Annotated in this window: 26 protein-coding genes; 14 read left to right on the top strand and 12 right to left on the bottom strand. The window is 49.3% G+C overall.

Going from position 1 to position 26,873, the window contains the following annotated elements; translation table 11 throughout:
- Positions 1-251 precede the first annotated feature (251 nt).
- Positions 252-3,419 carry a DUF294 nucleotidyltransferase-like domain-containing protein gene (locus tag OXH00_19765; GenBank protein ID MCY3743262.1) on the top strand — a complete coding sequence of 1,056 codons (3,168 nt, stop codon included), beginning with the start codon at positions 252-254 and terminating at the stop codon, positions 3,417-3,419.
- Between the two features lie 24 nt (positions 3,420-3,443).
- Here OXH00_19765 and OXH00_19760 read toward each other — a convergent pair whose 3' ends face one another.
- Complete coding sequence (locus OXH00_19760) at positions 3,444-3,836, bottom strand: hypothetical protein (protein MCY3743261.1); 393 nt, start codon at positions 3,834-3,836, stop codon at positions 3,444-3,446.
- Between the two features lie 146 nt (positions 3,837-3,982).
- Between OXH00_19760 and OXH00_19755 the strand changes: the two genes are divergently transcribed.
- The 6 genes from OXH00_19755 (at position 3,983) to OXH00_19730 (ending at position 9,258) form a co-directional block, all read left to right on the top strand.
- Positions 3,983-4,843: a peptidyl-alpha-hydroxyglycine alpha-amidating lyase family protein gene (locus tag OXH00_19755; protein MCY3743260.1), complete on the top strand. Its 861-nt coding sequence runs from the start codon at positions 3,983-3,985 to the stop codon at positions 4,841-4,843.
- 210 nt (positions 4,844-5,053) lie between these two features.
- Positions 5,054-6,475: a Glu/Leu/Phe/Val dehydrogenase gene (locus tag OXH00_19750; GenBank protein ID MCY3743259.1), complete on the top strand. Its 1,422-nt coding sequence runs from the start codon at positions 5,054-5,056 to the stop codon at positions 6,473-6,475.
- A 30-nt stretch (positions 6,476-6,505) separates the two neighbouring features.
- Positions 6,506-7,111 carry a hypothetical protein gene (locus tag OXH00_19745; protein ID MCY3743258.1) on the top strand — a complete coding sequence of 202 codons (606 nt, stop codon included), beginning with the start codon at positions 6,506-6,508 and terminating at the stop codon, positions 7,109-7,111.
- Positions 7,112-7,141: 30 nt separating this feature from the next.
- Positions 7,142-7,894: a pyridoxine 5'-phosphate synthase gene (locus OXH00_19740; protein MCY3743257.1), complete on the top strand. Its 753-nt coding sequence runs from the start codon at positions 7,142-7,144 to the stop codon at positions 7,892-7,894.
- Entirely contained in the window at positions 7,891-8,532 is a 642-nt protein-coding gene (locus OXH00_19735) for an HAD-IB family hydrolase (GenBank protein ID MCY3743256.1), read from the top strand. Before OXH00_19740 ends, OXH00_19735 begins: the two co-directional genes overlap by 4 nt.
- Before the next feature lie 12 nt (positions 8,533-8,544).
- Positions 8,545-9,258 (top strand): pseudouridine synthase, encoded by a 714-nt coding sequence (locus OXH00_19730; protein MCY3743255.1) that lies wholly within the window; start codon positions 8,545-8,547, stop codon positions 9,256-9,258.
- Between the two features lie 149 nt (positions 9,259-9,407).
- Here the strand turns inward: OXH00_19730 and OXH00_19725 are convergent, their stop codons facing one another.
- The 9 genes from OXH00_19725 to OXH00_19685 all read right to left on the bottom strand — a co-directional run bounded on the left by OXH00_19725 (position 9,408) and on the right by OXH00_19685 (position 16,213).
- Positions 9,408-10,130, bottom strand: a complete 723-nt coding sequence (locus tag OXH00_19725; GenBank protein MCY3743254.1) for a hypothetical protein — start codon at positions 10,128-10,130, stop codon at positions 9,408-9,410.
- A gap of 15 nt (positions 10,131-10,145) precedes the next feature.
- The gene (locus OXH00_19720; protein MCY3743253.1) at positions 10,146-10,322 is read right to left on the bottom strand and encodes a hypothetical protein; all 177 of its coding nucleotides are present in this window, start codon (positions 10,320-10,322) and stop codon (positions 10,146-10,148) included.
- Between the two features lie 130 nt (positions 10,323-10,452).
- Positions 10,453-10,650: a hypothetical protein gene (locus tag OXH00_19715; GenBank protein MCY3743252.1), complete on the bottom strand. Its 198-nt coding sequence runs from the start codon at positions 10,648-10,650 to the stop codon at positions 10,453-10,455.
- An 86-nt stretch (positions 10,651-10,736) separates the two neighbouring features.
- Entirely contained in the window at positions 10,737-12,125 is a 1,389-nt protein-coding gene (gene mnmE, locus OXH00_19710) for a tRNA uridine-5-carboxymethylaminomethyl(34) synthesis GTPase MnmE (protein MCY3743251.1), read from the bottom strand.
- 49 nt (positions 12,126-12,174) lie between these two features.
- A complete protein-coding gene (locus OXH00_19705) occupies positions 12,175-12,798 on the bottom strand; it encodes a protein jag (protein ID MCY3743250.1) in 624 nt (207 codons plus the stop codon).
- Positions 12,799-12,966: 168 nt separating this feature from the next.
- The gene (gene yidC, locus OXH00_19700; GenBank protein MCY3743249.1) at positions 12,967-14,778 is read right to left on the bottom strand and encodes a membrane protein insertase YidC; all 1,812 of its coding nucleotides are present in this window, start codon (positions 14,776-14,778) and stop codon (positions 12,967-12,969) included.
- A gap of 169 nt (positions 14,779-14,947) precedes the next feature.
- Entirely contained in the window at positions 14,948-15,151 is a 204-nt protein-coding gene (gene yidD, locus OXH00_19695; GenBank protein MCY3743248.1) for a membrane protein insertion efficiency factor YidD, read from the bottom strand.
- Between the two features lie 192 nt (positions 15,152-15,343).
- Positions 15,344-15,703 (bottom strand): ribonuclease P protein component, encoded by a 360-nt coding sequence (gene rnpA / locus OXH00_19690; GenBank protein MCY3743247.1) that lies wholly within the window; start codon positions 15,701-15,703, stop codon positions 15,344-15,346.
- Positions 15,704-15,706: 3 nt separating this feature from the next.
- Positions 15,707-16,213: an HNH endonuclease gene (locus OXH00_19685; GenBank protein ID MCY3743246.1), complete on the bottom strand. Its 507-nt coding sequence runs from the start codon at positions 16,211-16,213 to the stop codon at positions 15,707-15,709.
- A gap of 771 nt (positions 16,214-16,984) precedes the next feature.
- Between OXH00_19685 and OXH00_19680 the strand changes: the two genes are divergently transcribed.
- Positions 16,985-18,586, top strand: coding sequence for a CRTAC1 family protein (locus OXH00_19680; GenBank protein ID MCY3743245.1), 1,602 nt, complete (start codon positions 16,985-16,987; stop codon positions 18,584-18,586).
- A gap of 183 nt (positions 18,587-18,769) precedes the next feature.
- Here OXH00_19680 and OXH00_19675 read toward each other — a convergent pair whose 3' ends face one another.
- Together OXH00_19675 and rimI are read right to left on the bottom strand one after the other, a co-directional pair.
- Positions 18,770-19,549: an isochorismatase family protein gene (locus OXH00_19675; GenBank protein ID MCY3743244.1), complete on the bottom strand. Its 780-nt coding sequence runs from the start codon at positions 19,547-19,549 to the stop codon at positions 18,770-18,772.
- A complete protein-coding gene (rimI, locus tag OXH00_19670) occupies positions 19,539-20,018 on the bottom strand; it encodes a ribosomal protein S18-alanine N-acetyltransferase (protein MCY3743243.1) in 480 nt (159 codons plus the stop codon). Before rimI ends, OXH00_19675 begins: the two co-directional genes overlap by 11 nt.
- 548 nt (positions 20,019-20,566) lie before the next feature.
- Here rimI and OXH00_19665 point away from each other — a divergent pair.
- From OXH00_19665 to OXH00_19640, 6 genes are all read left to right on the top strand, one after another.
- Positions 20,567-21,712, top strand: a complete 1,146-nt coding sequence (locus tag OXH00_19665) for a PLP-dependent aminotransferase family protein (protein MCY3743242.1) — start codon at positions 20,567-20,569, stop codon at positions 21,710-21,712.
- A 287-nt stretch (positions 21,713-21,999) separates the two neighbouring features.
- Positions 22,000-23,367: a sulfatase-like hydrolase/transferase gene (locus tag OXH00_19660; GenBank protein MCY3743241.1), complete on the top strand. Its 1,368-nt coding sequence runs from the start codon at positions 22,000-22,002 to the stop codon at positions 23,365-23,367.
- A 13-nt stretch (positions 23,368-23,380) separates the two neighbouring features.
- Entirely contained in the window at positions 23,381-24,418 is a 1,038-nt protein-coding gene (locus OXH00_19655; protein MCY3743240.1) for a hypothetical protein, read from the top strand.
- Positions 24,418-25,020 (top strand): hypothetical protein, encoded by a 603-nt coding sequence (locus OXH00_19650; protein MCY3743239.1) that lies wholly within the window; start codon positions 24,418-24,420, stop codon positions 25,018-25,020. Before OXH00_19655 ends, OXH00_19650 begins: the two co-directional genes overlap by 1 nt.
- Before the next feature lie 68 nt (positions 25,021-25,088).
- On the top strand, positions 25,089-26,237 hold the full coding sequence (locus tag OXH00_19645) for a glycosyltransferase family 9 protein (GenBank protein ID MCY3743238.1): 1,149 nt from the start codon (positions 25,089-25,091) through the stop codon (positions 26,235-26,237).
- Positions 26,238-26,297: 60 nt separating this feature from the next.
- Positions 26,298-26,606: a hypothetical protein gene (locus tag OXH00_19640; GenBank protein ID MCY3743237.1), complete on the top strand. Its 309-nt coding sequence runs from the start codon at positions 26,298-26,300 to the stop codon at positions 26,604-26,606.
- Positions 26,607-26,873: the final 267 nt, after the last annotated feature.

The raw sequence follows: 26,873 nt of genomic DNA, 5'->3' as shown, positions 1-26,873 counted from the left end.
TGCTTGAAGTGCGGAAGCTTCAAGATCTGAAAAGTATAGCAGGTTTGGGGTGGAGCGTCAAGATTATTGTTCTGAATCCATAACGAATTGGTTTGCAATGAAGGCAGAAGATGTGCTAAAATTGCTCTTACTGTAGGGCGACATCTTGGTTGCAATACGCACTGGACTGTTAGTGGAAACCGATAGCCATCTCGCGGACTGCTGATGGCTGACGGTTTCTGTAATTGTAGCGTCGATTATGGAGGCGGAAAATGGTGAATTACACAGAATTGTCACTGCCACAAGATCAGAAAGAAGAAATACATCGGATTTTATCAGACGCTGCGGGGAGTGCCGGTGCCGTGAATAACGACGCTATAGTGCGAAGTCTCCAAGAACTCGCTACGGATGATGCGGATACCCAATCCCACTTTTCAGAAATCATCATCCCCGTGTTAGAAGCCGCCCTCAATTCACCGAACCCTGAATCCGCCTTAAATCGCTTTTCTCGCTTCGCGCAAGTCGCGTTCAATCGTCGATGGCTCTATCAACTTCTGCGCGATGCGCCGTTCCTTATGCGCACGATCATCTTCGGTTTCGGTGCGTCCACGTATCTGTCGGAAACGCTCATCCGCAACCCGGAATATTTCTATGACATCATTGATGCGAATGTGATGGATACCGCGAAAACTTCCGAGACGATGTACGAAGAACTGGCGCGATCGCTTTCGCATTTCGATTCGGTGGATCAGAAACTCCGTGTCCTTCGACGCTATAAACGGCGCGAGACGCTCCGTATCGGATTGTGCGATCTGCTTAAGACGGTAGATGTCAAGACGACGACTTGGGAGTTGAGCAATCTGGCGGAGGCAGCACTGCAACACTGCTACGAGATCGGACGCGATCAGATCATGCAACCGAAATTCGGCACACCACTCAATGAAGATGGCGACGCACCGTGCCGTTTCGCTATTATCGGTATGGGGAAATTAGGGGGCTATGAATTGAACTTCAGCTCCGATATCGACCTTATTTTCGTCTACTCGGACGACGCTAAAACGGATACCGGCACCGACAATAGCGAGTACTTCTCACGTCTCTGCGAATTCATCATCAAAGCCATGAGTGAGATTACGCCAGAGGGTTACGTCTTTCGGGTCGATATCCGCTTACGTCCTGAAAGTAGTGCGGGGGTGATTATCCGTTCGATGGAGAGTTATGAAAGTTACTATGAAGGTTGGGGGGACCTGTGGGAGCGTCAGGCGTTAATCAAGGCACGTTCCGTTGCAGGCGATATGGCGTTTGGTGACGAGTTCATCCGTATGATCCAACCGTTTGTGTATCAACGCTATTTAGACGGTGTCACGCTCGGTGAGATTAAGGCGGACATCGGACGCACTAAGGTACGGATAGAGGAGCGGCTCGTCGGCGAAGGTGCGAATCTCGAAAAACATGTCAAACTCGGTCCGGGGGGTATCCGTGATATTGAGTTCACAGTGCAGTGTCTGCAGATGATTCACGGTGCTAAGCGGAAATCGTTGTGTTCACACAACACACTCGAAACGATCGCAGCACTCAAGGAGAACGCATTGCTTACGGCAGAGGATGCGGACGCGCTCGCGGCTGCCTATCGGTTCCTACGCTCGGTTGAGAACGGTATCCAAGTTGAGGCGGATCAGCAGCGATATTCAATTCCTGAAAAAACATCTGAAGAACGTGAACTTGCCCGACGCGTGGGTTACCCACACACACTGGAGACGGATGCGTTGGTAGCATTTCGGAAGGACTACCGCACGCATACTGAGCGTGTGCGCGCTATTTTCCAGAAGATTACCGCAACGGCGATTGCGTCCGAAAAGGGACTCGATATTAGCCTTCTGCTTTCCGAAGAGGATCCGAAACAGTTAGAGACCTTCTTAACCGAGTTCCATTTTGAAAACGTGCGGGAGGCACAGCGTCTCCTCAGACAACTCGCGAACGGTGGCGATGGTATCCAATTCTCACCGAGTGTTAGGCGTACCTTCTTCAAACTTGCGCCGACGCTTTTAAATGTTTTACGGGATTCTCCGAACCCGGACATGGCACTCCGCTATCTTTCAGCATTTACAGATAAAGTGGGGGCACGCAGCAGCTACTACACGATGTTCGCCGAGAAACCTTCAACGCTTGAGGCACTTACGCGGGTCTGCGGTACAAGTCTCTACCTCTCGGATATGCTTATCGCAAGTCCTGAACTCTTTGACCTGTTGACGGTGCCGACGTTGATAGAACGTTCCAAGACGCTTGCTGAGAAACAGGCGGAGGCGTTACAAATTGTCGCGGAGGCATCAGAAGCGCGGATGTTGTCCATGTTGCGGCGCTATAAGAACGACGAGATTTGGCGTATCGCCTTGCGGAATATCCTCGGTAATGCGACACTCCCGACGACGACTGAAGAACTCTCCGATTTAGCAGAGGCTGTCCTGCAAGCGATTTATCCAGAAATTGAAGCCGAAATGCGTGAGGCACACGGCACACCACTTGACCCCGATGGCACCCCCGTGACATTCGCGATCATTGCGATGGGTAAGTTTGGTGGACGCGAACTGAACTTCAGCTCAGACTTAGATGTGATGTACGTCTATTCGGCAGACGGCGAGACGACCAAAGGTATGCCGAATGTAGAGTATTTCTCGGCTGTCGGTTTGGCGTTAGTAAATCGGCTTGCTGGAAACGGGATGGGTATCTATGAAATTGACCTACGGCTCCGTCCACATGGAGCAGGAGGTGCGATTGCATTACCCTTGGCGGGGTATCAGCATTATTACGATACCACCGCGGAGGTCTGGGAACGTCAAGCGTTAACGCGGGCGCGTGTTGTCGCTGGAGACATACAAGGGGTTGGAAACCGATTTCTGGACATTGGGCACACCTTCTGTTATGGCAGTTCACTGACATCCGAAGACATCGCGCAGATTGTACATACACGGAAACGGAAGGAGGCGCAAGCCACGCGCAGACCTACCACGCGACGCAGAGGACGCAGTAAAACACAGACACCGATTGCCAATGTCAAATCTGGATACGGCGGACTCGTCGATATCGAATTCGCCGTGCAAACGCTTCAACTCGTACACGGTGGAGAAGCACCCTCTGTTCGTGTCCAAAATACACCGCTTGCGATTGAGAGACTGCAGAATATCGGCGTGCTGACAGAAGTACAGTGTGACGGATTATCGGAGGCGTACCTGTTCCTTCGCCGCGTCGAGAATGCGTTGCGGATTGTCCACGACCGCGCGTTGGATGCACTCCCGAAAAACCGAACAGAACTGGCGCAGTTGGCACGCCGACTCGGATACGAGGAAACGGAAGGGGCATCTACCGTAGATGCATTCTTGCAAGATTACGGGAAGTGGACAGAGACGACCCGCTCCCTATTTAATCAGATTCTTGTTGATTGAAGCTATAAACATACCCATCACTATTTAACCGAAAATTCTGTCTCCGAAAAACCAACCGATTCCAGCCGCTAAGAGAATCATAAGAAACAGCAGCACTTTAAACGCTCGACCGCTAAGGAATCTCGATATCTTTGACTTTTCAAACATTTCCAGTTCTTCCTTATATTCTCTCTTATATTGCTTTACAGCAGGTCTATACCAAAATATCCAAGCGAAAAGTGCTATGAGCAGGAGTATTGATACAGCTAACAAAAGGAGTTTCTCTGTCCCAGGTGAAATAGGTGAGATTTGCAGGTTAGGAATCAGGATATAAAACAGGATTCCCAGAGCAGCGAAGCCCAAGACGAGTAGAAACATCGTTGCCCACATAAAATTTCTCAACACCTGTTTTCTTTCTTTGCCGTGTTCGTTTTCCATATTGACATGTTCCTTGTTGGAAGGTTTTTACGACATTGTAATATTAGTCCGAAAAAATGTCAAAAAAGACTGAAAATTTCCCTTGAGAAATCGCGATAAACTTGTTAGAATAGATGGCAATTCTTTTTGGCGTAGGGAGAAAATTTATGGTTTTTGGACAAGGAACACATCAATATACTGTGCAAGAAGATTGGTGGTCACTGCCAGAGGGTTGGGAATTCGGATGGATTCCGGCTGTCGCTGTTGACTCACAAGACCGAGTCTATGTTTATAGTCGGAGTGAGCACCCAATGGTTGTCTTTGATCGGGACGGCAACTTTATCGACGCTTGGGGCGACGACATCCTCAAGGATGCACACGGGATTTTCATTGATGCCGATGATAATATCTACTGTACGGAACGTGATACACACGTTATGCGCAAGTTCACTACGAATGGTGAACTGCTGATGACGCTCGGCACACCGGACGAACCCGGGGCAGAGGGAGAGCCTTTCAACCAACCGACAGATTTAGCACTTGGGCCCGATGGCGAAATGTATATCAGCGATGGATATGGGAACGCTCGCGTTCATAAATACTCACCCGATGGCGAGTTGATTAAATCGTGGGGACAGCCCGGTACAGGTCCCGGTGAGTTTGACCTACCGCATTGTGTCCGAGTCGATCCGCGCAATAGACTCATGGTTGCTGACCGCGAAAACAACCGTATCCAGTTCTTCACGCTTGATGGGGAATACATTGAAGAGTGGGGAGACTTATTGCAACCCGACACGATCTATATCGACGAAGATGATCTTGTCTATATCGCTGAATTGGGTCAGCGTATCAGCATCATGACATTGGACGGTGAGGTTATTTCGCAATGGGGCAGTGAACGCGGCAGTACCGTTCCCGGTGAATTTATGGCATGCCCACACGGCATCTGGTTGGATTCGCACGGCGATATATACGTTGGCGAAGTTCAAGCGGACGCACGACTTCAAAAATTTATCCGGCAACGATAGAATGGGAGTCTATCCCGTCTAAAATTGAGGTCTGTTTGGGAGCGTGTGGTTTCTTTCACAATGCGACGGGCGATGAATCGTCCTATAATTTTTAATGTGGACGGTCTAACAGGTTTTATGAGACGAAGTTCTTATGTCTCACGATGGTAGTTCTATATTGTAGGGCGAGGTCCTCATGCCTCGCCCATCACTTCATTAAGGTCGAACACTATGGCAGAAAATTCCTCGTTTTTCCAGAAAGTGAACACGGACTTTGACAAAGCCGCGCAGTTCACCGACTATCCGCCTGGGTTATTGGAACAGATAAAAATCTGTAATAGTTCTTGTCATTTCACGTTCCCGATAAAACGCGACGACGGGACTATCCAAACGATCCACGGTTGGCGCGCCGAGCATAGCCACCATAAACTCCCAACGAAAGGTGGCATCCGTTACAGCACCCTCGTCAACGAAGATGAGATCATCGCGCTTGCGGCGTTAATGACCTACAAGTGTGCGATTGTTGATGTTCCATTCGGTGGTGCAAAGGGCGGTATCCAGTTGGATCGGAACCAGTATTCGGAAAGCGAACTCGAACGCATTACCCGTCGCTATACCTACGAGCTCATCCAGAAAAATTACATCGGCCCCGGGGTAGACGTGCCAGCACCCGATTTCGGGACCAGCGAAACAGAAATGGCGTGGATCTTCGACACCTATATCACAATGGCACCCGATAAGCTGAATGCGATTGCGTGCGTCACAGGCAAACCGATTGAACAAAACGGGATTCACGGGCGGAGAGGAGCTACCGGGCGCGGGGTTGTCTATGGACTGGAAGAGGTATGTAGTATCGAAGAGGATATGAAACCACTTGGATTGACTCCCGGTCTACACGGAAAAAGCGTCGTCGTCCAAGGCTTTGGAAATGTCGGATATCATGCAGCGAAATTTTTAATGGAGATGGATGCACGCGTTATCGGGCTCATTGAGCGCAATGGTGGTATCTATAATCCGAAAGGACTTGATGTCGAAAAAGTCGCCATGTATCGGGCAGAAACGGGGTCACTTCGTGGGTATCCGGGAACCCAACTTATTGAGCACCCGAATGACGGCTTAGAGTTAGCATGCGATATCCTTGTACCGGCTGCGCTTGAGAATCAACTCACAGCGGAGAACGCGCCCCGGATTAAAGCTGCGATCGTCGCTGAAGCCGCGAACGGTCCCACAACCCCAGCCGCCGATGAAATTTTTCAAAAACGCGGGATCATGATTATACCGGATACCTATCTCAATGCGGGTGGTGTCACCGTCTCCTATTTCGAGTGGCTTCGGAATCTCTCACATGTGCAACTCGGACGACTCGGAAAACGGTTTGAAGACAGCACGCAGCACGCCATGCTTCACGCCGTTGAAAAAGCGACCGGCTATCAATTCTCGGATGATGAGCGTCAGTCAATACACGGTGCCGATGAGGAGGATTTGGTGAACTCCGGGCTTCAGGATACGATGATAAGAGCCTATCAGGAGTTACGTGAGACCCGCATGCAGCACAGCAGCAAAAACGATGACGTGAATTGCCGAACAGCGGCATTCATCAATGCCATCCATAGAATCGCGCAATCCTATATGCAGCTGGGTATTTTCCCGTAAAAGGAGCGGACAGATGAAAGGAGGATACAAATGGCTTATAGTAACTTTACGTTAGCAGCGGTGTTGTCAACGTTTCAATTAGAAACAGTTGAATCTGTCGGTCTCTTTTCTGAAAGCGAGCCTGTGACACCGCGCCCGCATTTCACAGCGGAACTGGCGAAAAAAGTCCCGTTAGCGGCTACGATCGGAACCGAGAAAGCCCGATCGGAACTCATTGTCGCCGACGTTCTCTTTGAACTCCGGGAACATTTTGAGGAGCGCATCAGCCTCTTTTCTGGTATTGACTTCAGCGTTGATGTCGAAAACGGTTTGACAGGGGTATGCGATTTCTTGGTCAGCCTGTCACCACTGCAAACTGTTTTAGATGCCCCCGTCATCATGCTCGTTGAGGCAAAGAAAGAAGACTTGATCAGCGGGCTCGGACAATGTGTCGCTGAGATGCTTGCAGCCCAACGCTTTAATGCGGAAAAAGAAAATAATGTCTCTTGCATTTACGGGACCGTTACTTCAGGGACAGACTGGCTGTTTCTCAAATTGGAGGCAAAATGCTTGCACATTGATTTGACAATCTACCCGATCGCGCTTTGCAACAAAATTCTCGGTATCCTTGCGAACATGGTAACTCAAAAAGCGTGAGACGCTCACGCAACCTCTACGGAGAAAAAGATGACAGCCTTAAGTGTAAACGTAAATAAAGTCGCAACATTACGAAACTCACGGGGTGGTGATATTCCGGATGTACTCACCGCTGTTGATACCTGTGTCGCTGCAGGCGCACAAGGTATCACTGTGCATCCGCGTGAAGATCAACGCCATATCACACCTAAAGATGTTACGGACATCGCCGAACGGCTAAAAGAAATCAATACAAAAAAAAGACCCACTATTGAATATAACATTGAAGGCGACCCGAGACCTGACCTTATTGAAATGGTACACCACACAAAACCGACACAATGCACCCTCGTTCCCGTTGTCGCAGGGGAGGTAACAAGCCATACCGTCTGGGATATTCGTAAAGACGGGGACACGTTGAAACCGATTATCGCAGCCTTGAAAGATGCAGATATTCGTGTCAGCCTATTTAGCGGAACAGATGTTGAACAGATAGCGAGGACACGCGACACCGGGGCGGATAGAATCGAACTCTATACCGCCCCTTACGCAATGGCAGAAACGGAAGCGGAAATTGAACGTGAATTCGCGCTGTTAGAAACCGCAGCGGCGAAGGCGGTAGATTTGGGACTTGGTGTCAACGCCGGACACGACCTGAACCTTGATAACCTACCGCTGATGCAGAAATTAGCAGGGCTTCTTGAAGTCTCTATCGGGCACCATCTCATGGCAGACGCGCTTTATATCGGCATGGAAGCTGCCGTCAAAGCGTATCGACGCGCATTGGGGCAGCAGGTAACATGACAACATCTAAAACATGCGCTATCTTCGACTTAGATGGCACGATTATCCGCGTCTCCTCAGAACAAGTTTTTTTGTCCTATCTCCTGAGCCACGGTGAGATCCCAATACCAAATTTGCTTGAGTGGACCTCCAATCTTCTGAAGGTTAAGTCCGTGCCGGTGGCGAAATCCAACAAAGTTTACCTTCGCGGTTTGGCGCAGCAACGCCTCAATGAGATTGCGCGACGCTGCTTTGTTGATACACTCCGTCCGAGCATCGCGTCCCATATTTCCAACTTGATACACGCACATCAAGCCGATGGGCGGACGGTTATTTTGATGTCAGGATCGTTGTCGTTCCTCGTTCAACCGTTCCACGAACACTTCCAAACCGATTTAATGGTTGCCCATGAATTAGAGGTAGTCGATGGGAAACTTACGGGTCAGCGTGTCGGGTTGCACCCTTTTGCGGAAAACAAAGCGAAACTTGCCCAGCAACTCGCAACTGAACATGGGCTCGACCTCAGTAACTCTTACGCGTATGGGAATCACCACACAGACGCGTACAAGTTAGAATTGTTTGGACATCCGGTTGCCGTTAACCCGGACCAAAAGTTGCGGCGAATTGCTACAGAAAAAGGATGGCAGATAGAGGAATAGCCATCAACCAACATGCGACTTGAAAAGTATATTGCTACCTCAGGCATCGCCTCTCGACGGGCGGTGAAAAAGCGTATCCAAGCCGGACGGGTCACTGTGAACGGCGACCCCGTTTTGGTCCCGGGACACCCGATTAACGTAGAGACCGATACGGTTGAATTTGAAGGGAAACGGGTTGAACCACTGACAGAACACATCTATCTGATGCTGAACAAACCTGCGGGCTACTTAACGACACGCAGCGATGAGCGTGGTCGTCCTACCGTCATGAATCTCGTCGCCGACCTGCCTGATAGCATCTACCCTGTCGGGCGTTTAGATTTGGAAACCGAGGGGCTGCTCCTCTTCACGAATGATGGGAACTTTGCCTATCGGTTGCTGCATCCGAGCCACGAGATCGAGAAAACCTATCTGGCATGGGTGAAGGGCGTGCCAAACGACAACGCTGTTCAACGGTTGCGTGAAGGTGTCACGATTCCGAGCGGGACCACGGCACCAGCGAAAGTTGAACGTTTGAAGACAAGCAGAGATGGCGCGTCAACGAAGTTTGAGGTAGTCATTCACGAGGGGAAGAAACGGCAGGTGCGCCTGATGTTTAAAGCCGTGGGGTTTCCGGTAATCCGTTTGCAGCGGGTCCGGATCGGTAATTTACGATTGGGTAACCTCCCACAGGGGCAGTATCGACTTCTGACCCCGGGGGAGATTACGGCGTTAATGGAATTGTAGGTGCGGTTGAATGAAGTTTAAGAAAATATTTCGGTAATTCTATCTTTCCCCAGGCCCGGTAGGTGCGGTTTCCTAACCGCACCGGGCTCCATCCAAAAATTACCGAATTAATACTTTAATCTTCATAAAACCGCACCTATCGGAGATCGTTAGTTAGAACCCGCCAAATCTTTCACCCGTTCCAACATCGCTTCAGCGTTCTGCTTGATATTCGCATCGCTGGTATGATGGACTAACTTTTCAAGCACCGAGATTGCCTCATCAAACTCGCCTTTGATCGCGTACGTTATACCGAGATAATACTGGGCGGGATCCTTGACATCGCTCTTCGGGTACTCGTCTATCACAGTTCTGAAGTGCGAAACCGCCTTTTCAAAGTACATCCCGGCTTCTTCAGGTGCGCCAACCATAGCCGCTTCAACCTTTCCGGCATAAGCGAGTCCGAGTTGGTTATGCAAGTCTGGCATAAGACCTGTGCGATTTTTCGGGTCGTGTTGAAACGCTTTCTTACTGAACGGGAGCGCTTTTTCAAGCTGCATCCGTTCCAGATAGGTGAGTGCAACTTGAGAATTAAGTTTGACATCATCCGGTGTCTTATCGAGTTTAGCAAGTTTTTCCATGAAGGCTTGCTCTTTTTCCAATGCAGCTTCTATCACGGGTGCGAAGTCATTCGGGTAGATGAATCCTACCTGTTTCGCAATCATACCGCCATCTGAACTTGCGAAGACGATTGTTGGGAATCCGGTAACCTGATACCGCCTCACGGCTTCTACATTCTCAGGGTATTCTTGATTTTCAGGGTTTACCTTAATCGGGATGAACTTTTTGGACAACGCAATGATGCGATCATCCGTAAATGTTTCGGCATCCAGCCGATCACAGAACCCTCATGTATCAGTATAGAAATCGAGCATAATGGGTTTGCCGGTCTTCTCGGCTTCTTTTATACCGTCCTCAAGCGATTTTTCCCAACTGATCTCTCCGCTCGCGAGGAGTGCTGGCATTGTACCTATCATCAGCAATAAAACGCCGAGTGAGATACGGCGAACAACGGAATTAAACATGAGTTTTCTCCTTTATTGGTTATTAGTTTTCAGTTATCAGTACGCAGTTGTCAGTAGGCAGGTTTAGGAATGCAGATCGCTTATAAGCGAGTGCGCCGCAAAACTGCGCCTACCCGTATTGGGACGCGTGTTATTCTTCCGGTGAAATTTCTTCGTTCTGCTCAAGCGCAGCTGCGCTGGTTGTTTTGCTCGATAGCGTTGTACGACACTTGAAACAGGTAATGATAATTCTGACGAGTTCTTTCTGTCTGCCAATACTGGACCGCTTCTGTTCTGTTTGGACGTGCCTTTTGCAGCGCGGGCACCACTGTTGTTTTGCGGCTAACATAATCACTCCTTTGTGAGAATGTGCCTCCCGCTTACACGTAGAAATAGACACACCTCACCCCGATAAAAGTTCCCTTTTCGTAAACATCACTTTCCGACACAGAACTGTGAGAAAATTCTATCAAGAATATCCTCCGTCGTTGTTTTACCGACGATGTCCCCAAGGCCATCAAGACTAATTCGTAGATCCACAGCGATGAGGTCAGGCGGCATCCGGTTTTCGAGACTCTCTATCGCATAATTAAGCCCTTCATTCGCGCGCCGGAGTGCCTCTTGGTGACGAGCGTTTGTCACGATCGGCGATTCACCGATGACCAATTCACCGCCAAGCAGTTCCTCAGAGACCATGGCTTTTAGTTTGTCAAGTCCCTTACCTTCAGGAATCACTGTTTCGACGACCCGTTTTTTCGGACAGTGTGCAAGCAGCGCTGTTGGCGACGTTACAACGGGTAGATCCGTTTTGTTGAGAATAAGAATTGCACTGGATGATTGCGCAGTCTTTAAGAGTTCAAGATCGGCATCATTGAGCGGTTGCGATGCATCGAACATGAGGAGCCATAATTCTGCCCTATCCTGCACCGCCTTGCTGCGTTCAACGCCTTGTTGTTCTACAACGTCATCTGTGTGTCGGATCCCGGCAGTATCAATGAGTTTCAAAGGGATACCGCCGATGTTAATCATCTCCTCAATCGTATCGCGCGTTGTGCCGGGTATATCGGTGACAATTGCTCGGGGCGTTCCGAGCAGGGCATTGAGCAGACTCGATTTTCCGACGTTTGGCTTACCGAGTATCGCGACGTTAGCCCCTTCCGTAATAAGCCTACCTTCGGCGGCAGTTTCAAGGAGTGCCGTCAGATCGGTCTGAACTGCGCGGGCAGTTTCAAGTTGCGTCTCCACCTTCATGAAATCCAAGTCTTCCTCAGGGAAGTCGATAGAAGCCTCGATTTCTGCAAGTAGGGCTGCGAGCTGATCGTTCAATCCGTTGACGGTATCAGAGAGTTTTCCAGCGAGTGCTGCTACAGCGATTTTTCGGCTTAAGTCTGTTTTTGAAGCGATGAGTTCCGCGACGGCTTCGGCTTGTGCAAGGTCAAGTCTCCCGTTTAGGAACGCGCGTTTTGTAAATTCGCCCGGCGCCGCGATGCGTGCGCCGTGCCTCACCACCAAATCTAATACCCCCGTGAGCGGGATTGTCCCGCCGTGGCAGTTAAACTCAACGATGTCTTCACCAGTATAAGTTCTCGGTGCGTGCATGATACCGAGTAGGACTTCATCAATAACCTCATCAGCTGCCGTTGTATCTACGACATGTCCATAATTAAGCGTATGCGTTGGCAATTCTGTTGGCACCACCCCGCGCGCCGATCGGAAGACTTCAGCGGCGATGCTCAGTGCGAGTGTCCCGCTGACTCGGACAATACCGATACCGGCTTCACCCTGCGCTGTTGCGATGGCTGCAATCGTATCGTGAAATTTCATTTTAATAGCCCCAACGCATAAGACAGATAGAGCATTGAGTTTTCAATAATTAAGGCTGTTGTGTGGTAACGATGACGCGTCGCATTTCCCCTTCGCCTTGGCTGTAGGTAGAGATAACAGCGTCCCCTTTTAAGGTAACATGAATGATCCGTCGGTCGCGTGCGGACATCGGTGCGAGGACAACTTCCCGGTTCGTATATCTGACTTTTTCTGCAACTTGATGCGCCATTTCAACGAGTCGTTCTTCTCGACGTTCTCGGTAACCTTCGGTATCAACAAAAACGCGTCTTTTGACGAGCGAGGCTTTATTGATGATACAATTAAGTAAGCGTTCAATTGCGTCAAGGGTCTGTCCGTGTTTCCCGATCAATAAGGCGGGGCTGTCCGTGAGGATGTTGAGATGCGTGCTCCCATCGATGAAGTTCGATTCAATTTCTGCGTCAATCCTCATCCGGTTGAGAATTTCGCTGAGGATTGCGTCTGGTGCAGTAGAGACATCTTGTTTGAGGGTTGCTCGGATTTTTGCCAGTTTCGCGCCGAAGTTCAAAATTCCCTTCGTCGGTTCAGTGACAATGTCGATTGTAACTTGCTCCCGAGTCGCCTCAAGTTCGTTGAGTGCCTGTTCAATTGCTTCCTCCACCGTGTCGCCTTCGGCTTCGATATAATGTTGCACAGGTTCATGTCCTCCTATTTAATAGTTATCAGCAAGAATAGCAATCAGCCGTCAGCCATCAGCCGTCAGTTAAGAGGTTTTCGGGTATCCCAAAGTCTCTTTCTGAAAACTGAAAGATTTTTTCGCAGAAAAAATCGCACTGATAACTGACAACTATTCCCCTGATAACTACTTTTGTTTCGCGTTGTTCCGCCTCCTGTTATCTACCACTGCGATTTGCTCTTCATCCGCCGCGCTTCGGTTCTGTATGTATTGTTGCGCGATCGTGAACACATTGTTGCACAGCCAATATAACACAAACCCTGATGCCCAGTTGTAGAAGATAAAGATAAAGATGAGCGGCATAAACTGCATCAATTTCGCTTGCATGTTGTCGGTCGTGGGGGTCATATTACCGACGAATTTCTGTTGGAGCCAAGTTGTCAACCCGTTTATGATGGGCAATAAACGTATAGCATCAATCTGCGTGACGATCAACGGGATCGTGAACGGCAGTTCGATTAAAGTATCGGGGGCAGAAAGGTCATTAATCCAGAGGAAAAAGGGTGCGCCCCGTAACTCGACAGCACTGCCAAGGAGTGCGAAAAGTGCCCAGAAAATGGGGATTTGTGGGAGCCAGGGGATACAACCGCCTAACGGATTGACCCCGTTTTCCTTATAGAGGCGCATCGTTGCGCGATTGAGCTTCTGGGGATCGTCCCTATATTTCTCCTTTAATTCGAGCAACTGCGGTTGAAGTTTCTGCATCTTCTTCATAGAATTATGCGCTTTGCGTGTAAAGGGATAAGAGATTAACTTGACCAAAGCGGTGAGGAGAATAATCGAGACGCCGTAGTTCCCGAAGACCGAGTGCAACCCTTTGAATATCCAGAGCATGCCCCATGCGATGAACCAGAAAAATCCGAAATCAATAATTTTGGAGAGGCGGACCGGATTTTCTGGGGCATTCGGTGCTTCGATACTCTTTAAAATCGTATCGTCTTTCGGTCCGACATAGAGTCGAAAGGTTTCCGTCGTTTCTTGCGCGCGTTCGAGATAAGGTTTTGATAGGACGAGTTCGGCTATTTCGTTTGCGGCGGTGACAGTAATATCTGTCGCGGTGTTTGCCTGAGATCCATCCAAATTGTATGTAGCGTTGAGTACAGGGTCCGGAATTATCAATGCGCTGAAGTACTGGCTATCCATACCTGCCCAGAGGACAGGGGCTAAGGCTTGTTCAGGCTTGAATTGGCGTTGCGGTTTTCCCTCACCGATATAGGCTTTCGCGCCTTCTGTGCCGCGCCGCCCGCGTTTGCCGCTCCTTTTTTCGTGCGGTAGCAAATCGGAATTGATACCTGGCCCCCATCGAAGTTTGTATCCATTTATAGGTAACTGTTCACCGGATGTATTATGGAAGGTTATCTCCATGTCAACGAAATAGGTATTTGGGATGAAGGTGAACTGCTTCGTTACCTGTAGTTTCTCTCCGATGGTTGTTGTAAATGTGAGTGTTTCAGCATCTTGTCCATTTGTAATGTCAATTTCGGATTTATCCGCCCGCCATGTCGCTAAGCGGAGGTTAAGGTCGTTCTGCAAGAGTTGATTTCCCAATCGAAGTTCAAGGCAGTTCGGGGCATTTTTCGGAATCAGATTCAAAGGTTCACTCGTCCCATCTGATCGGTCTGGAAAATGGTTGAGCCGCCACTCCTTAGCGATCGCGAGTTTTTCGTTAAAGACGATACTATAGTTATCGGTTTGGACGTTGATCATTGCATCGTCCGGGCTTTCCGCAACTTGTGTCCAGAGCTCGGGACTGCTGGGTGCATCGGTTGCCTCGGATGTTGCCTGTGTTGCAGGATCGACTGGCGTTTCACCGGTGTCTGATGCTACGGGTGCCTTCTCGGTAGACGGATTTTCATCTGGTTTCGGTGCAAGAAACAGGCTCCATAGGACCATGACTCCAATCATTAGAACCAGTGCAAGAATGTAACGTGCGCCCATTGAGATTAGGTGCTCCTCATTTTATGTGTCAGGACTTACGCAAATTTAAGTACGCGGCGCGAAATTTTCTTTGTTTAGCCCTTAAATCCGTTTCATCAGACGGACTTAGCGGTTTCTAACAGGGTAAGTCCTATATATTTTAGAAATTAATTTCCAAAGTCCGCATCCATTATTTTAGCGGATCAAAGCCACCCGGATGATATGGGTGGCATTTTGAGAGTCGTTTTAGTGTTAGCCAGCACCCTTTGAAGATTCCATAGCGTTCTAAAGCTTCAAGTGCGTATTGCGAGCATGTCGGATAAAAACGGCACGAGGGTGGCAGGATCGGTGAAACAAAGCGTCTATAAAAACGGATCGGCGCTGTGAGTATCACTCTTCTACGCGATGGGTGGTCTACCCCTTGCTTTTCGGGCTGTTTCACGTCTTTTTGATGCGGTTTACAACACGCCACGCCTATTTTCCTCTACAAGCATTCAGTAGGGGCGAGGTAACCTCGCCCCTACGAGTTATCGTGTGTGCAAATAATTATGGGATTTACCATAATACCCGTAGGCAAAACATGCCCTCAATGATTCCGGTTTCTGCTACGGCGGTTCAAGATTAGTGCCTTGTGGAATAGCTGGGCTAACGCATGCTGTGTCTCTTGACATGTGAGCCGACACGCCGATGTCCTGCCGACGACAACAATATCGTACCCTACCTTTACTTGCGGGCGTAATTGCCGAAATGATTCGCGAATTAATCGCTTAACCCGATTCCTTTGTACGCTCTTCCCGACTTTCTTGCTGACAGTTATCCCGAGTCGGAGATGATTGAAGTGGTTATGTAGCACGTATATCACGAAATACCGGTTCCAATACTTACTGCCCTTCTGATAAGCGCGCTGGAACTCCCAAGACTTTTTCAGTTTTTCGGGATCTTGCATGGTTTAGTTGATATACAGATATTTTCTCCACGACGGGTGACACCCGCGAAAATGACGGTTGAGCTGCAGATATGTCAAAATTGATGGTGTTTTGGGTTGGCGTGCAAGTTTCAGGCGCGTTTCGTAGAGCATCTTATTCCCTTTTTTGTTATTACACTTTTTGCAGGCTGTCACAACGTTTTCCCACGTCGTTTCACCCCCGCGAGAGATCGGAACGACATGGTCAAGTGTCAGCTGCAGAGTCGGCAACTCTTTGTAGCAGTATTGACATGTATACTGGTCGCGGACGAGGACGTTCCTTCGTGAAAATTTGACGACACTCCGCGGAACGTGAACATATCTTACCAAACGAATGACATGCGGTACTTTTATTGCAGCACTTGGCGAATTAATCTCGATATCTGAGACTTCTTCCGTCTGTGCAGTGCCTTTGAAAACCATTTTCATAGCACGCCGGAGGTTGCAAACGTTGATCGCTTCGTAACTTGCATTGAGTACTAAGACAGACATTTCCACTTGCAGTTCCTCTAACTTGAACGATTGGCTCTACAACAATATCTCCTATGTATTTTAACATACTTTTCGGTGAATTGCAACTAAATTATGGGTTGTCAGGTGTCAGCAAAGAGATGTGTTTTTGCTTGGGGGTTTCCCGCAGGTTTTTCTAAACCCCGCTTTACTGACCGCTGATGGAAACCGATGGCTGACGGCTATTCTTGCTGACAACCCATAATTAAGACAGAGTCATTCAGTTTTCGGTTTCTTTGTCCAATTTTGGCCCCCAGGCCCGGTAGGTGCGGTTTGGAACCGCACCGGATCCTGAGAAAAGGACGAGAAACTCTATAATTTCTTAAAACTGAATGGCTCTGTAATTAAGATACAACGAACTTGTGGTTTTGTGTATAATAACGCAAGTTGCCAGCTTTGTAGCATAATCTTTTAGATTGTGCGTGCGGAGACGCAAACTAAAAGTTTCGCGGCGTACGCGAAGAAACACCCAAGCAAAAACCCCAGACGCGACGTGCATCACGCTACAAAATCCTGCGGTGAATCAATCACTTTCAATGAAATGAGTAGCAACTTGAGTTATATAGTAAAATCGGAAAATATGTTTACACTTTTCCCGTTCGTAGGGGCTGGGAATGTAATACAAGGAATGGATTTAGTCTATTCCCAGACTAAATCCCCCAGCCCCTACGAGTTACCGTGTGTGCAAATAATTATGGGATTTACTATAATATGTGATTAAAAGCACACTTAGACACACCGAGAAGGTTCCGAATGCAGCAGCGGCTACGAACTGTTATTGTAATTTTGAGTTGGGCATTTATATTTAACGGTTATGCATCCGACATCCAATTCGTGGATGTCACTGAACAAGCCGGTATCCATTTTGTGCATGCTGGCGGTATTGATCTGCGCGTGGTGCCAGCACTTGTTGGTTCCGGTGCGGCATGGCGGGATTATGACAATGATGGCTGGCTGGATCTTTATATCGCCAACGCCGCATTAGTGAGGCCTGACCCGGACGCGGTGCAACCGAAAAACGCACTCTATCGCAACAACGGGGATGGCACTTTCACCGATGTAACCGATGCCGCTGGGGTCGGGGACACCGGTTGGGGTATGGGATGCGCCTTCGCAGATTATGATAACGATGCTGATGCCGACCTATACGTTACGAATTACAAGGCGAATATATTCTATCGCAACAACGGGGACGGCACTTTCAAACGCTTCTCATCTGGCGCAGGTGGAATTGGGCACAACGGTTTCGGGGCTGGCATCGCATGGGGAGATTACGATGTTGACGGGTACTTAGACCTCTATATCGGCAATTATATTGAATATACGAAAGTGCCACAAGGCGATGAAGTCTTTTTTCCTTACGATTTTTTCGGGCAGACGAACATCCTCTATTTAAACAAAGGGGACGGCGGTTTCATCAATATTACGGAGGCTGCGAAGGTGAACGGCGGGTTTCACCTGACACTCGGAGTCGCTGCGGCGGATTACGATACTGATGGCGATCTGGATATCTATCTCGCAAATGATACCGATCAAAATATCCTCTATCGCAACGACGGTGAGTTAACTTTCACGAATACCAACCGTCCAGAGGCGAGAAGCGGTACCGGCGACATCCGAAGCGGGATGGGGGTCACTTGGGGGGATTATGACATCGACGGCGACTTAGATCTCTTCGTTACGAATTGGCTTGATGAGAACAACATTCTCTATAGAAACGACGGAGATGGCACCTTTACCGATGTCTCCGCGCGGAGCGGCGTTTTTGAATCTGGACTGGGTAAGACGTGTTGGGGGACGGCATTTTTTGATGCCGACAACGACGGCGATCTGGACCTATTTTTTGCCGCGGGACACATCGATCCGGCTGCATGGGAAGCACACGGGCAACCGGATGTCTTTCTCCAGAACAATGGCGACGGCACTTTCACGGATATTTCTCAGGCTGTCGGTCTCCGAGAATCCGATGCTTATGGTGTCGGCAGAGGTGTAGCCGTCGCGGATTATGATGCCGATGGCGATTTGGATCTGCTCATTGTCAACAGCAATGCAAAACCGACTTTGCTCCGAAATGACGGCGGTCATCAACACCACTGGCTCCAGATTCGCACGGTCGGCACAATCAGCAACCGTGACGGTGTCGGTGCGATCGTCACAGTGAGTACGGGGGATCTTCATCAGCTCCAGCAGGTGACGGCGGGAGACAGTTACCTCTCACAGAGCAGCCTTGATGTCGAATTCGGACTCGCACACCATCAGCGGGTGGATCGGATTGTTATCCAGTGGCCGAGCGGTATTGTACAGACCTTGACGGATATAGCAGCAAATCAGCGGCTTGTTGTGGTTGAGGAATAGCAATCAGTTGTCAGGGTGGTTTTTCTGCGAGAATGGCTATCAGCCGTCAGGGCGGTTTTTCTGCGAAAAAACCTCTCAGCCGTCAGTAAAGAGGGTGTTTGGTGAATCCAACGCCTCTTAACTGACTGCTGATGGCTGATGGCTATTCTTGCTGACTGCTGACTGCTGACTGCTGATGGCTATCTACACCTTCGGAGTTGTTAAATCACCGCTGAGGATTGTGGGGCACCAGAATTTCTCAATATATTCAATGATTAACTGTGTCCCTTCTTCGTGACTGACGTACGGCGGTTTGAATGGGTTGTACATCGCATCGGTGAGATCGCGAGCAAGCACGGCGTTGAAGCCCCAGCGTACCATCTGTTTAATCGCAAAAGAGCGTCCAAGGACACACATATTCGTGTGAACGCCCATGAAGATGAGGTTCTTGACACCTTGGTGATGGAGCAGGTTGTAAACCTCCTGCCCGTCGTCACTGATAGCATCCGTATCGTCAATTTCAATGACTGGATGCTGACGGTGCCAGGCTTTGTAACTTTCGGCTTCGCCGGTATCTGAACCGCCATCGGAGGCATCAACGGGTTGTGGCGGATCGGGCATCTCGCGTTCAGGGGGTGGGTCGGCGTGTGGAAATTCCAACACCGAACGGCGCGCCGGGTGTGCCTCGTAGAAATCCATGGTATCAGAGGGGGCGTGGATAATCTGCACGCCGTTTTCTCTTGCACGTCCAAGCACGATGTTCATCCGGGGTGCCATTACGTTTACACGTTCTGTTGCACCCCAGGACCAGTGTTCGTTCCACATATCAACAACAATGATAGCGGTTTCAGCGGGGTTCCACTGTGCCTCTTCTTCAATGACGCGCCAACCGTTTCTGCCGACGGTTCGTGCTTCTTGTCGGCGGGTTGAGAGCGATAGAGTTGGGGTCGCTGCAATAGTATGGCTTAAGAGGTTAAGTAGCATCGGTTTCGGCTCCTTTGCGAAAGACGTAAGCGTCTTTATAGCGTCCGTAGTAGTTTTTTCGGATGCCACAGATGCGGAACCCGAATTGACGGTAAAGATACTGCGCCGGTAAATTGCTGACGGCGACTTCCAAGAACACCTCGCGCCCATCATCTGACTGTGCCATTTCTAAGGCTGAAGCGAGTAGATATTTGCCGATGCCTTGCCGCTGATTGGCAGGTGGTACCGCGATGTTCAAAATATGTGCTTCTTCATGAAGGATGTTAAACACGATGTAGCCGACGACGGTATCCTCGCGCCGTGCGACGTATAAATACTCAAACGAACGAGGTCGTTTCAGGGACAGTGTGAAATAGGTCTTGCTCCACGGATGCTCAAAGCATTGGTTTTCGATTGCTAAGACCTGTTTCAGATCATCGAGATGCATCGGTTCAAATGTGAGATATTGGCGCGGGTTTTGGGCTGTCATTTCAATAAATGCGTGTAGAGTTCTATTCTATAAAGATAGCGAAAGTATAACATATTGGGGAATTGGTGTCAATTGGTTGTCGATTGTCAGTCAACACCATTCAGTTTCCGGTTTTTGGTCCAATTTTAGCCCTAGGCCCAGTAGGTTCGGTTTCCTAACCGAACCGGCTCCTGCGCGGAAACATTGATGACTTCAAAAACCTCTTCAGTTCCGTAGGAACGGCATCTCTGTAGAAACTTAAACACCACAATCAGCAGCTTATTTCCCATCACAGACCTTATCACAAAAATCACAGTTCAGAATTAATAGGACGAGAATCGAACGAAAAATCACTAAATTGACACCTATGGTGCAGTTTTGCGGCGTACTCGACCAAATGCGACCTGCATTCCTAACCGAACCTACCGGGCCTGGTGGGTGTCCAAAATTGGACTCAAAAACCGAAAACTAAATCATCCTGGCTGACCGCTGACAACACATTGATTTTTTTCCCAAAGTTTGTTATAATTAGATGCTAAGGGGTATCTATCTACAAGAAGGAGTATATTATGAAGGATTTTGCTTTTACAGGGGGGCGTCCGGATCCGTATACGTTCCCGACAGAAGGACTCATTGCAGCGAGTGAGAAGGCACTCCGAAAACTGGGCGGCGATTTAGTGAATTATCCAGGCGAATCGGGCTATAGCGGTTTGCGTGAACTTGCATCCATGCGCTTTGAACGGCGTGAAGGTATCCCGCTACCGATAGATAATATCTCAATTACCTCCGGTTCTATGCAGGCACTGGAATTGGTACTTGGCACATTTATCAACCCCGGTGATACCGTGCTAACAGAGGAATATACTTACAGCGGCACTTTGGGGATCATGCGACATTTCGAGGCAAATATCGAAGGCGTGGCAATGGACTATACCGACGGTATGGATATGGACGCGCTGGCATCGAAACTGAAAGAACTCAAGCAAAAAAACATCCGTCCCGCGTTAATTTATACGACATCCAACCATCAGAATCCGACGGGTGCAATCCTCTCGCTTGAACGCCGAAAGCGGATGCTGGCACTCGCAGAAGAATATGATACACTGATTGTTGAAGACGATTGTTATGGCGACATCGACTTTACATCAACACCGACCCCGGATTCGCTGTTTAAGTTAGACACTTCAAATCGAGTGATCTTCATTGCGACTTTCTCAAAGATTTTAGGGGCAGGGGTGCGGCAGGGGTATTTTGTGGCGAGACAACCGTATTATGGGCAAATCCACCAGAACCGCTGGGACGGCGGGACGAGCGCGTTGGCGAGTGCGATTGTTGCTGAATTCTTCACAGAGCATCTTGAAGCACATCTTGTAAAGACGAACGCTGCTGTCGGCGCGAAATGTCGGGCGGTGGTAGATACGCTTGACGCGCATGTGAGTGACCTCTGTACGTGGACGCGACCACGCGGTGGATTGTTCCTCTGGATAGATTTGCCCGAAACGACGGATATGCAGAAGTTGCAACAGTTGGCATCTGAAAAAGGGGTCGGTTACAGCAATGGGAGTGCTTTCCACTATGCGAACGCCCCAGTGAAGTCGATCCGGCTGGCGTATGCATACTGCCATGTCGATGATATTCCTGAAGGAATTACGTACCTATGTGAAGCGATCCGTGCGGCGCAGAGTTCGGCGGCGGATGTTGCAGCGGGGGATTAGTGTTTCATCAGTTGTCAGTGGATTAGCCGTCAGCAATCGGTTTCCATCAGCTGTCAGTATCATACGGATTATCGGACCTTTTTAAATCCCATGTCATCCATCCGTCTGATAAAAGCGTTGAAAGAGTTGTCAGGACTCAGTCCGATTTCTGTGGCAGCTCCGAGAAAAGCCTTGCCACAAATCATCTCTTAACCGATAACTGAAAGATTTTTCATGCCTCGCAGTGAGAGAAAATCGTACTGACGGCTGACTGCTAATGGCTAATGGCTAATAAAGGAGCAGAAAGTTTGCGCAATATTATCCTTATCTCATTAGATACACTCCGAGCATCGAGTATGAGTTGTTACGGACATTACAATCTAACAACACCACACCTCGATGCACTGGTAGAAAAATCAACGCTTTTTGAGAAGTGTATCAGTCCACATATCCCGACGCACCCTGCGCATACCACGATGTTCACCGGCAAAGATGTTTTGTCTCACCAAATCATCACACAAGGTGGGACACTAAACTTGGCAGAAGACGTTAAGACGGTGCCGGAATTGCTGAACGCAGCGGGCTATTTCACTGTCGCCGCGGACAATTTGGGGCGTTGGTTCCAGCGCGGTTTTCCTGAAGGTCAGTACCGAGGCTATCAATGGGAAAGCGGTTACCGGAAAGCGCGAAAAGCGGAGGCGGTGAATGAGACAGCAATGGCACTTTTAGACCTCGCACAGTCTCAAGATAAACCCTGGTTCGCTTTTCTCCACTACTGGGATCCGCACACACCGTATCACCCGCCGCTTCCCTTTGAACGGATGTTTTATTCCGGCGACGAATGCGATCCGAACAATCGAAGTATGGATGCCGTTTATGCCTGTGAACCCTTCACGGACTATTTCCGACAGTGGATGTGCACACCAGACCCTGCGGATCCCGAGGACATTGCGAAGAAACGACTCTGGCGAGATAGACGGTATGTGAATTCACAATACGATGCCTCGATCGCCTATATGGACGCATGCCTCGCGCAGCTTTTTCGGTATCTACAAGATTCTGGACAGTTTGAGGAGACGCTGCTGATCATTACGGCGGATCACGGTGAAGAGCTTGATGAACACGAACTCTGGTATGATCATCACGGACTTTACGAAACCAACTGCCATGTGCCGTTGATCGTTCATTGCCCGGCACTTATCCCAGCAGCGCAGCGACTTGGCGGCCTTGTCCGTCTCACTGATATCGCGCCGACGATTCTTGATTATGCGGGATTGACAGCACTGGCGGAACGTGAAAAGATGGAAGGGATAAGTCTACGTACGCCGATCGAAAGCGGCGCGCACGATGGCACGACAGGGGCGGTCTATCTGACTGAGTGTGGCTGGATGAAAAAGCGCGGATGGCAGACCGAAAAATGGAAATTGATTGTTGAAACCGGTGGTACGCCTGCTGTTTACAACACGCCAGATTTGGAACTTTACGATCTTGAAGAGGATCCCGATGAAGTCTATAACCTCGCTGAGGAAGCCGACGATGTCGTCGCGCGTTTGAAAGCGGAGATGTCGGCTTTTTTGGAACGCAGGCTCGCTGAGACAGGACTGCCCGACCCGACGGTTGAGCAAGATATTACCATGCGCCGCATCGGCGATAAATCGAGGGCGGCGCCGCTCTAATGAGGGGTGTATCATGAAACATAGAAGTCCATTACGCCGTGTTGCTACCTTTCTGTATGTGATACCGACACTACTTCTCGCAGCACTGGTTTTCAACAGCTGTACTGCGCTGAACGAGGCACAGCAGCGCCGTGAGAAACGGCTACTTGAACAGCGGAACGCGAGTTCCCTGATGCTCAAACCCTCGAAAGCAAAGATTGATGACGATGACATCACAGATGATGCACTCTTCGGTGAAAGCGTCCACTATACGCTCAAATTCGCTGAAGATTTGCATAACCACCCCGAATTCGACGAGGTCCTGGAGCGGAAAGAATTCATCCTCAGCGCACTCGGGTATATGGAGAGCCTTTACGATGCCATGAGCGAACACTTCGGGTTTCATCCGGAGCATCAGATCCATGTGACCCTGCATGATGCCTATAGAGGCAGTAGACTCGCAGCGTTTACGAGTACCCAGTATCGCTCCGGCATTTCAAACGGACGGTATGTGAAGTTTATTAGCGGCATACAGATGGACTTTCCGATGCAGATGTATGAAAAACACGGGGTGCGGGTACATGAATTGACACACGCGTTCACGAATATCTATTATATCCCCGTCTGGTTTTCCGAAGGCATCGCCGTGCTGATTCAGTCGGAGTATGCCAAAGGCGGATTGCACGCTAAACTTGATAGCCTTAAGGCGGATATCCGCATTGATCTCAACGGTGAGAACGAACTGGAGAATTGGGTCGGGCATACGGAAAGCAGCCCCTTGACACAGTGGAGATATCGCTACGCGTACACACTGGTGGCAGAATTATGGGAACGATACGGCAACGATTTTTATATTAAGGTCTTTGAATTGATGGAGGCGGATGGGCTTCACCAACAATTAGAGTCCCTGATGCCGACAAGTGTGCTGGTCTACTATTTTAGCAAAGCAGCCGGTGAAGATCTCGTGCCGTTCTTTAGACAATTACATTTTAATGTCCGTCCGTTGACGAAAGAGGATATTGTTAAGCAGATTGAGACAATGAATAGTCAAATCCGAAGGAGAAGGGAATAATGCGTACGCAATTCAAGGTCCGTTATATTTACATGTTGCCGCTGTTGGGTCTGATGGGTTTATGTGTCGGTTGTAGTCTCGGGCAGAGTTGGAGTGAGAATTACGCACTTCAATCGGGTGTAACAGCCAGTGACCCAGCACTTATTGACGATAATCCTGAAACAATTGGGCAGTCTCAACGCAAGAAGAGTTCCGGCAGTGCCTTAACCGACCTCAATATCCCCTCAGAGGCGATTATCTATCTGCCAGAGAAGCGGTCAATTTATCGTATCGTCATCCACTCCACGAATCTGGAGGATTTTGAGGTGCAAGCGTTCGACTCCCTCGGAGAATGGAAAAAGATCTATGACCGACGGACAAATAAGGAACGAGTGATTGACATCCGTCTGAACAAGGTTGTCACGACGACGGGTATTAAACTATTGGTGCGACGGACGACAGATGATGCAGCACAACGGCGTGAGAACCTGAAACTCAAGCGTGAGAATGTAGAGACGCCTGACGGTAATAGACGGCGCGGGCGGTATCTGTACCATCTCACAGGTCCGACGACAGCGTTAGCCAAGATCGCGGAGATTGAGTTGTATGGGTATGCGAATTAGTAGCCATCAGCCGTCAGTTGTCAGCCGACGGCTGACAGCCGATTGCTGACGGCTGAGAACTGAAAACCATGACGCAATCCAACCGTTTTCAACAGTACTTAGACCGTTATTTGGGCATACCGCTTTGTGGTATGCTCAGTCTATTTTGTAGGCGCGATGCGGCGTCTTATACACCGAAAAAAATCCTCTTCATCCAACTCTCTGCATTGGGTGATACCATTTTGGCTGTTCCGACGATCCGTGCGATACGGCAGGCTTTCCCGGATGCGGAGCTCACAATGTTGGCTTCCGCGACGAATCTTAACTATTTGGCAAACTGCCCCTACATTGATAAACAGTTCTCTTTTCGGATGCCGATGTATCGGTTGTTTGCGTTGTTGCGGCGCGAACAGTTTGATTGGGCAATCGATCTGGAGCACTGGCCCCGGTTGAGCGCGCTCCTTGCATATATTAGCGGGGCACCAGTGCGCATTGGGTTTCAGACAAAAGGGCAGTATCGCCATTTTCTCTTTACAGAGACAGTGCAACACGTCCAAGGTCGGCACGAAGTGCGAAATTTTTTGGACCTTGCGACGCGATTGGGATGCTCAACACAGGAATTTACGCTTGAAACCTGGTGCGGCGCGGCGGCACGGACGTGGGTGCGCGAAGTCTTGGTTCAAGAACAGATTTCGCTGGATGTACCGTTTGTGGTACTACATCCAGAAGCGGGGAGACGGGGTGAACCGCGTAGAAGGTGGCGCCAAGAATACTATGTCGCATTAGCAGATGCACTTATTGCACGCTACGGCGTACAGATTGTTTTGACAGGCGCGCCGAATGAGGTCCACGTCTCTGAAGCGATTGCGGCGCGGACGCAGCAGCGGGCAGTCGTCCTTGCCGGACGGACAGACGTTAATCAACTTGCCGCGCTTTTTTCGGATGCGGTGTTAGTGGTGAGCGGGAACTGTGGGCCGATGCATCTTGCCGCTGCGACGGGTACACCGGTTATCGGGCTGCACGGTCCAACAAACGCTGCACAGTGGGGACCTTGGAGCCGTGATGCCGGTATTGTCTGTGCGGCACTGCCGTGTAGTCCGTGCCTGAATTTAGGATTTGAATATGGGTGTCAGGCGTTATCTGATGGAACTTCGCCGTGTATGCATACCATCGAGGTTGCGACTGTGCTTCAGGAATGTGATCGGTTTCTGGCACCCGTTTCATCCGCAGCATCATGAAATTGGGTTTGACTTTTTACTGCTTTAATGTTAAACTTGTAGGTGGAGGAGGGAGAAAAAATGTCAGATCAAGATTTCAAAGATCAGATTTTGAGTGCAATGGCGGATATCAAGCGTAGTAACGAGCAAGCCATCGCAGAGGTCAAACAATCCGTTGCAGAGGTCAAACGATCCATAGAAGATATTAAACACGACGCTAAGCGTATAGACAATGGGCTCCGAAACGTAGAAACAGATGTTGCATGGATTAAAGGGAAATTAGAGGGGCAGCAGCAATCAATATCAAACAAAGATGTAAAATCTGCTATATGGATAGCACTCGGATCAGCTGTTGCGGCCATTATATCGCTGATCAAGTCATTCTGGTAGTATCTATAACCCAAGTTGCTACTCATAAATTTTGAACGTTTCAACGAACGGGCTTAGGCATTTTCATCACCCCGTAGGGGTGATATATCTATAGAAACAGCGTGTTTAATCGAACGCACTCCGTAGGAGTGCTATGTCTATAAATAACCCAAGTTGCTACCTAATAGATATTGGATGTTGAAACATAGACGTTTCAAGGAACACTTTCTCTTTATACCCCGTACGGGTGTTATGTCTATAGAAAATTGGACATTTCAACGAAGGGTC

Source organism: Candidatus Poribacteria bacterium, from assembly GCA_026706025.1.
Lineage (GTDB): Bacteria > Poribacteria > WGA-4E > WGA-4E > WGA-3G > WGA-3G.
Note: the sequence above shows the minus strand (reverse complement) of the source record. Positions and strands in the feature narration are given on the sequence as shown.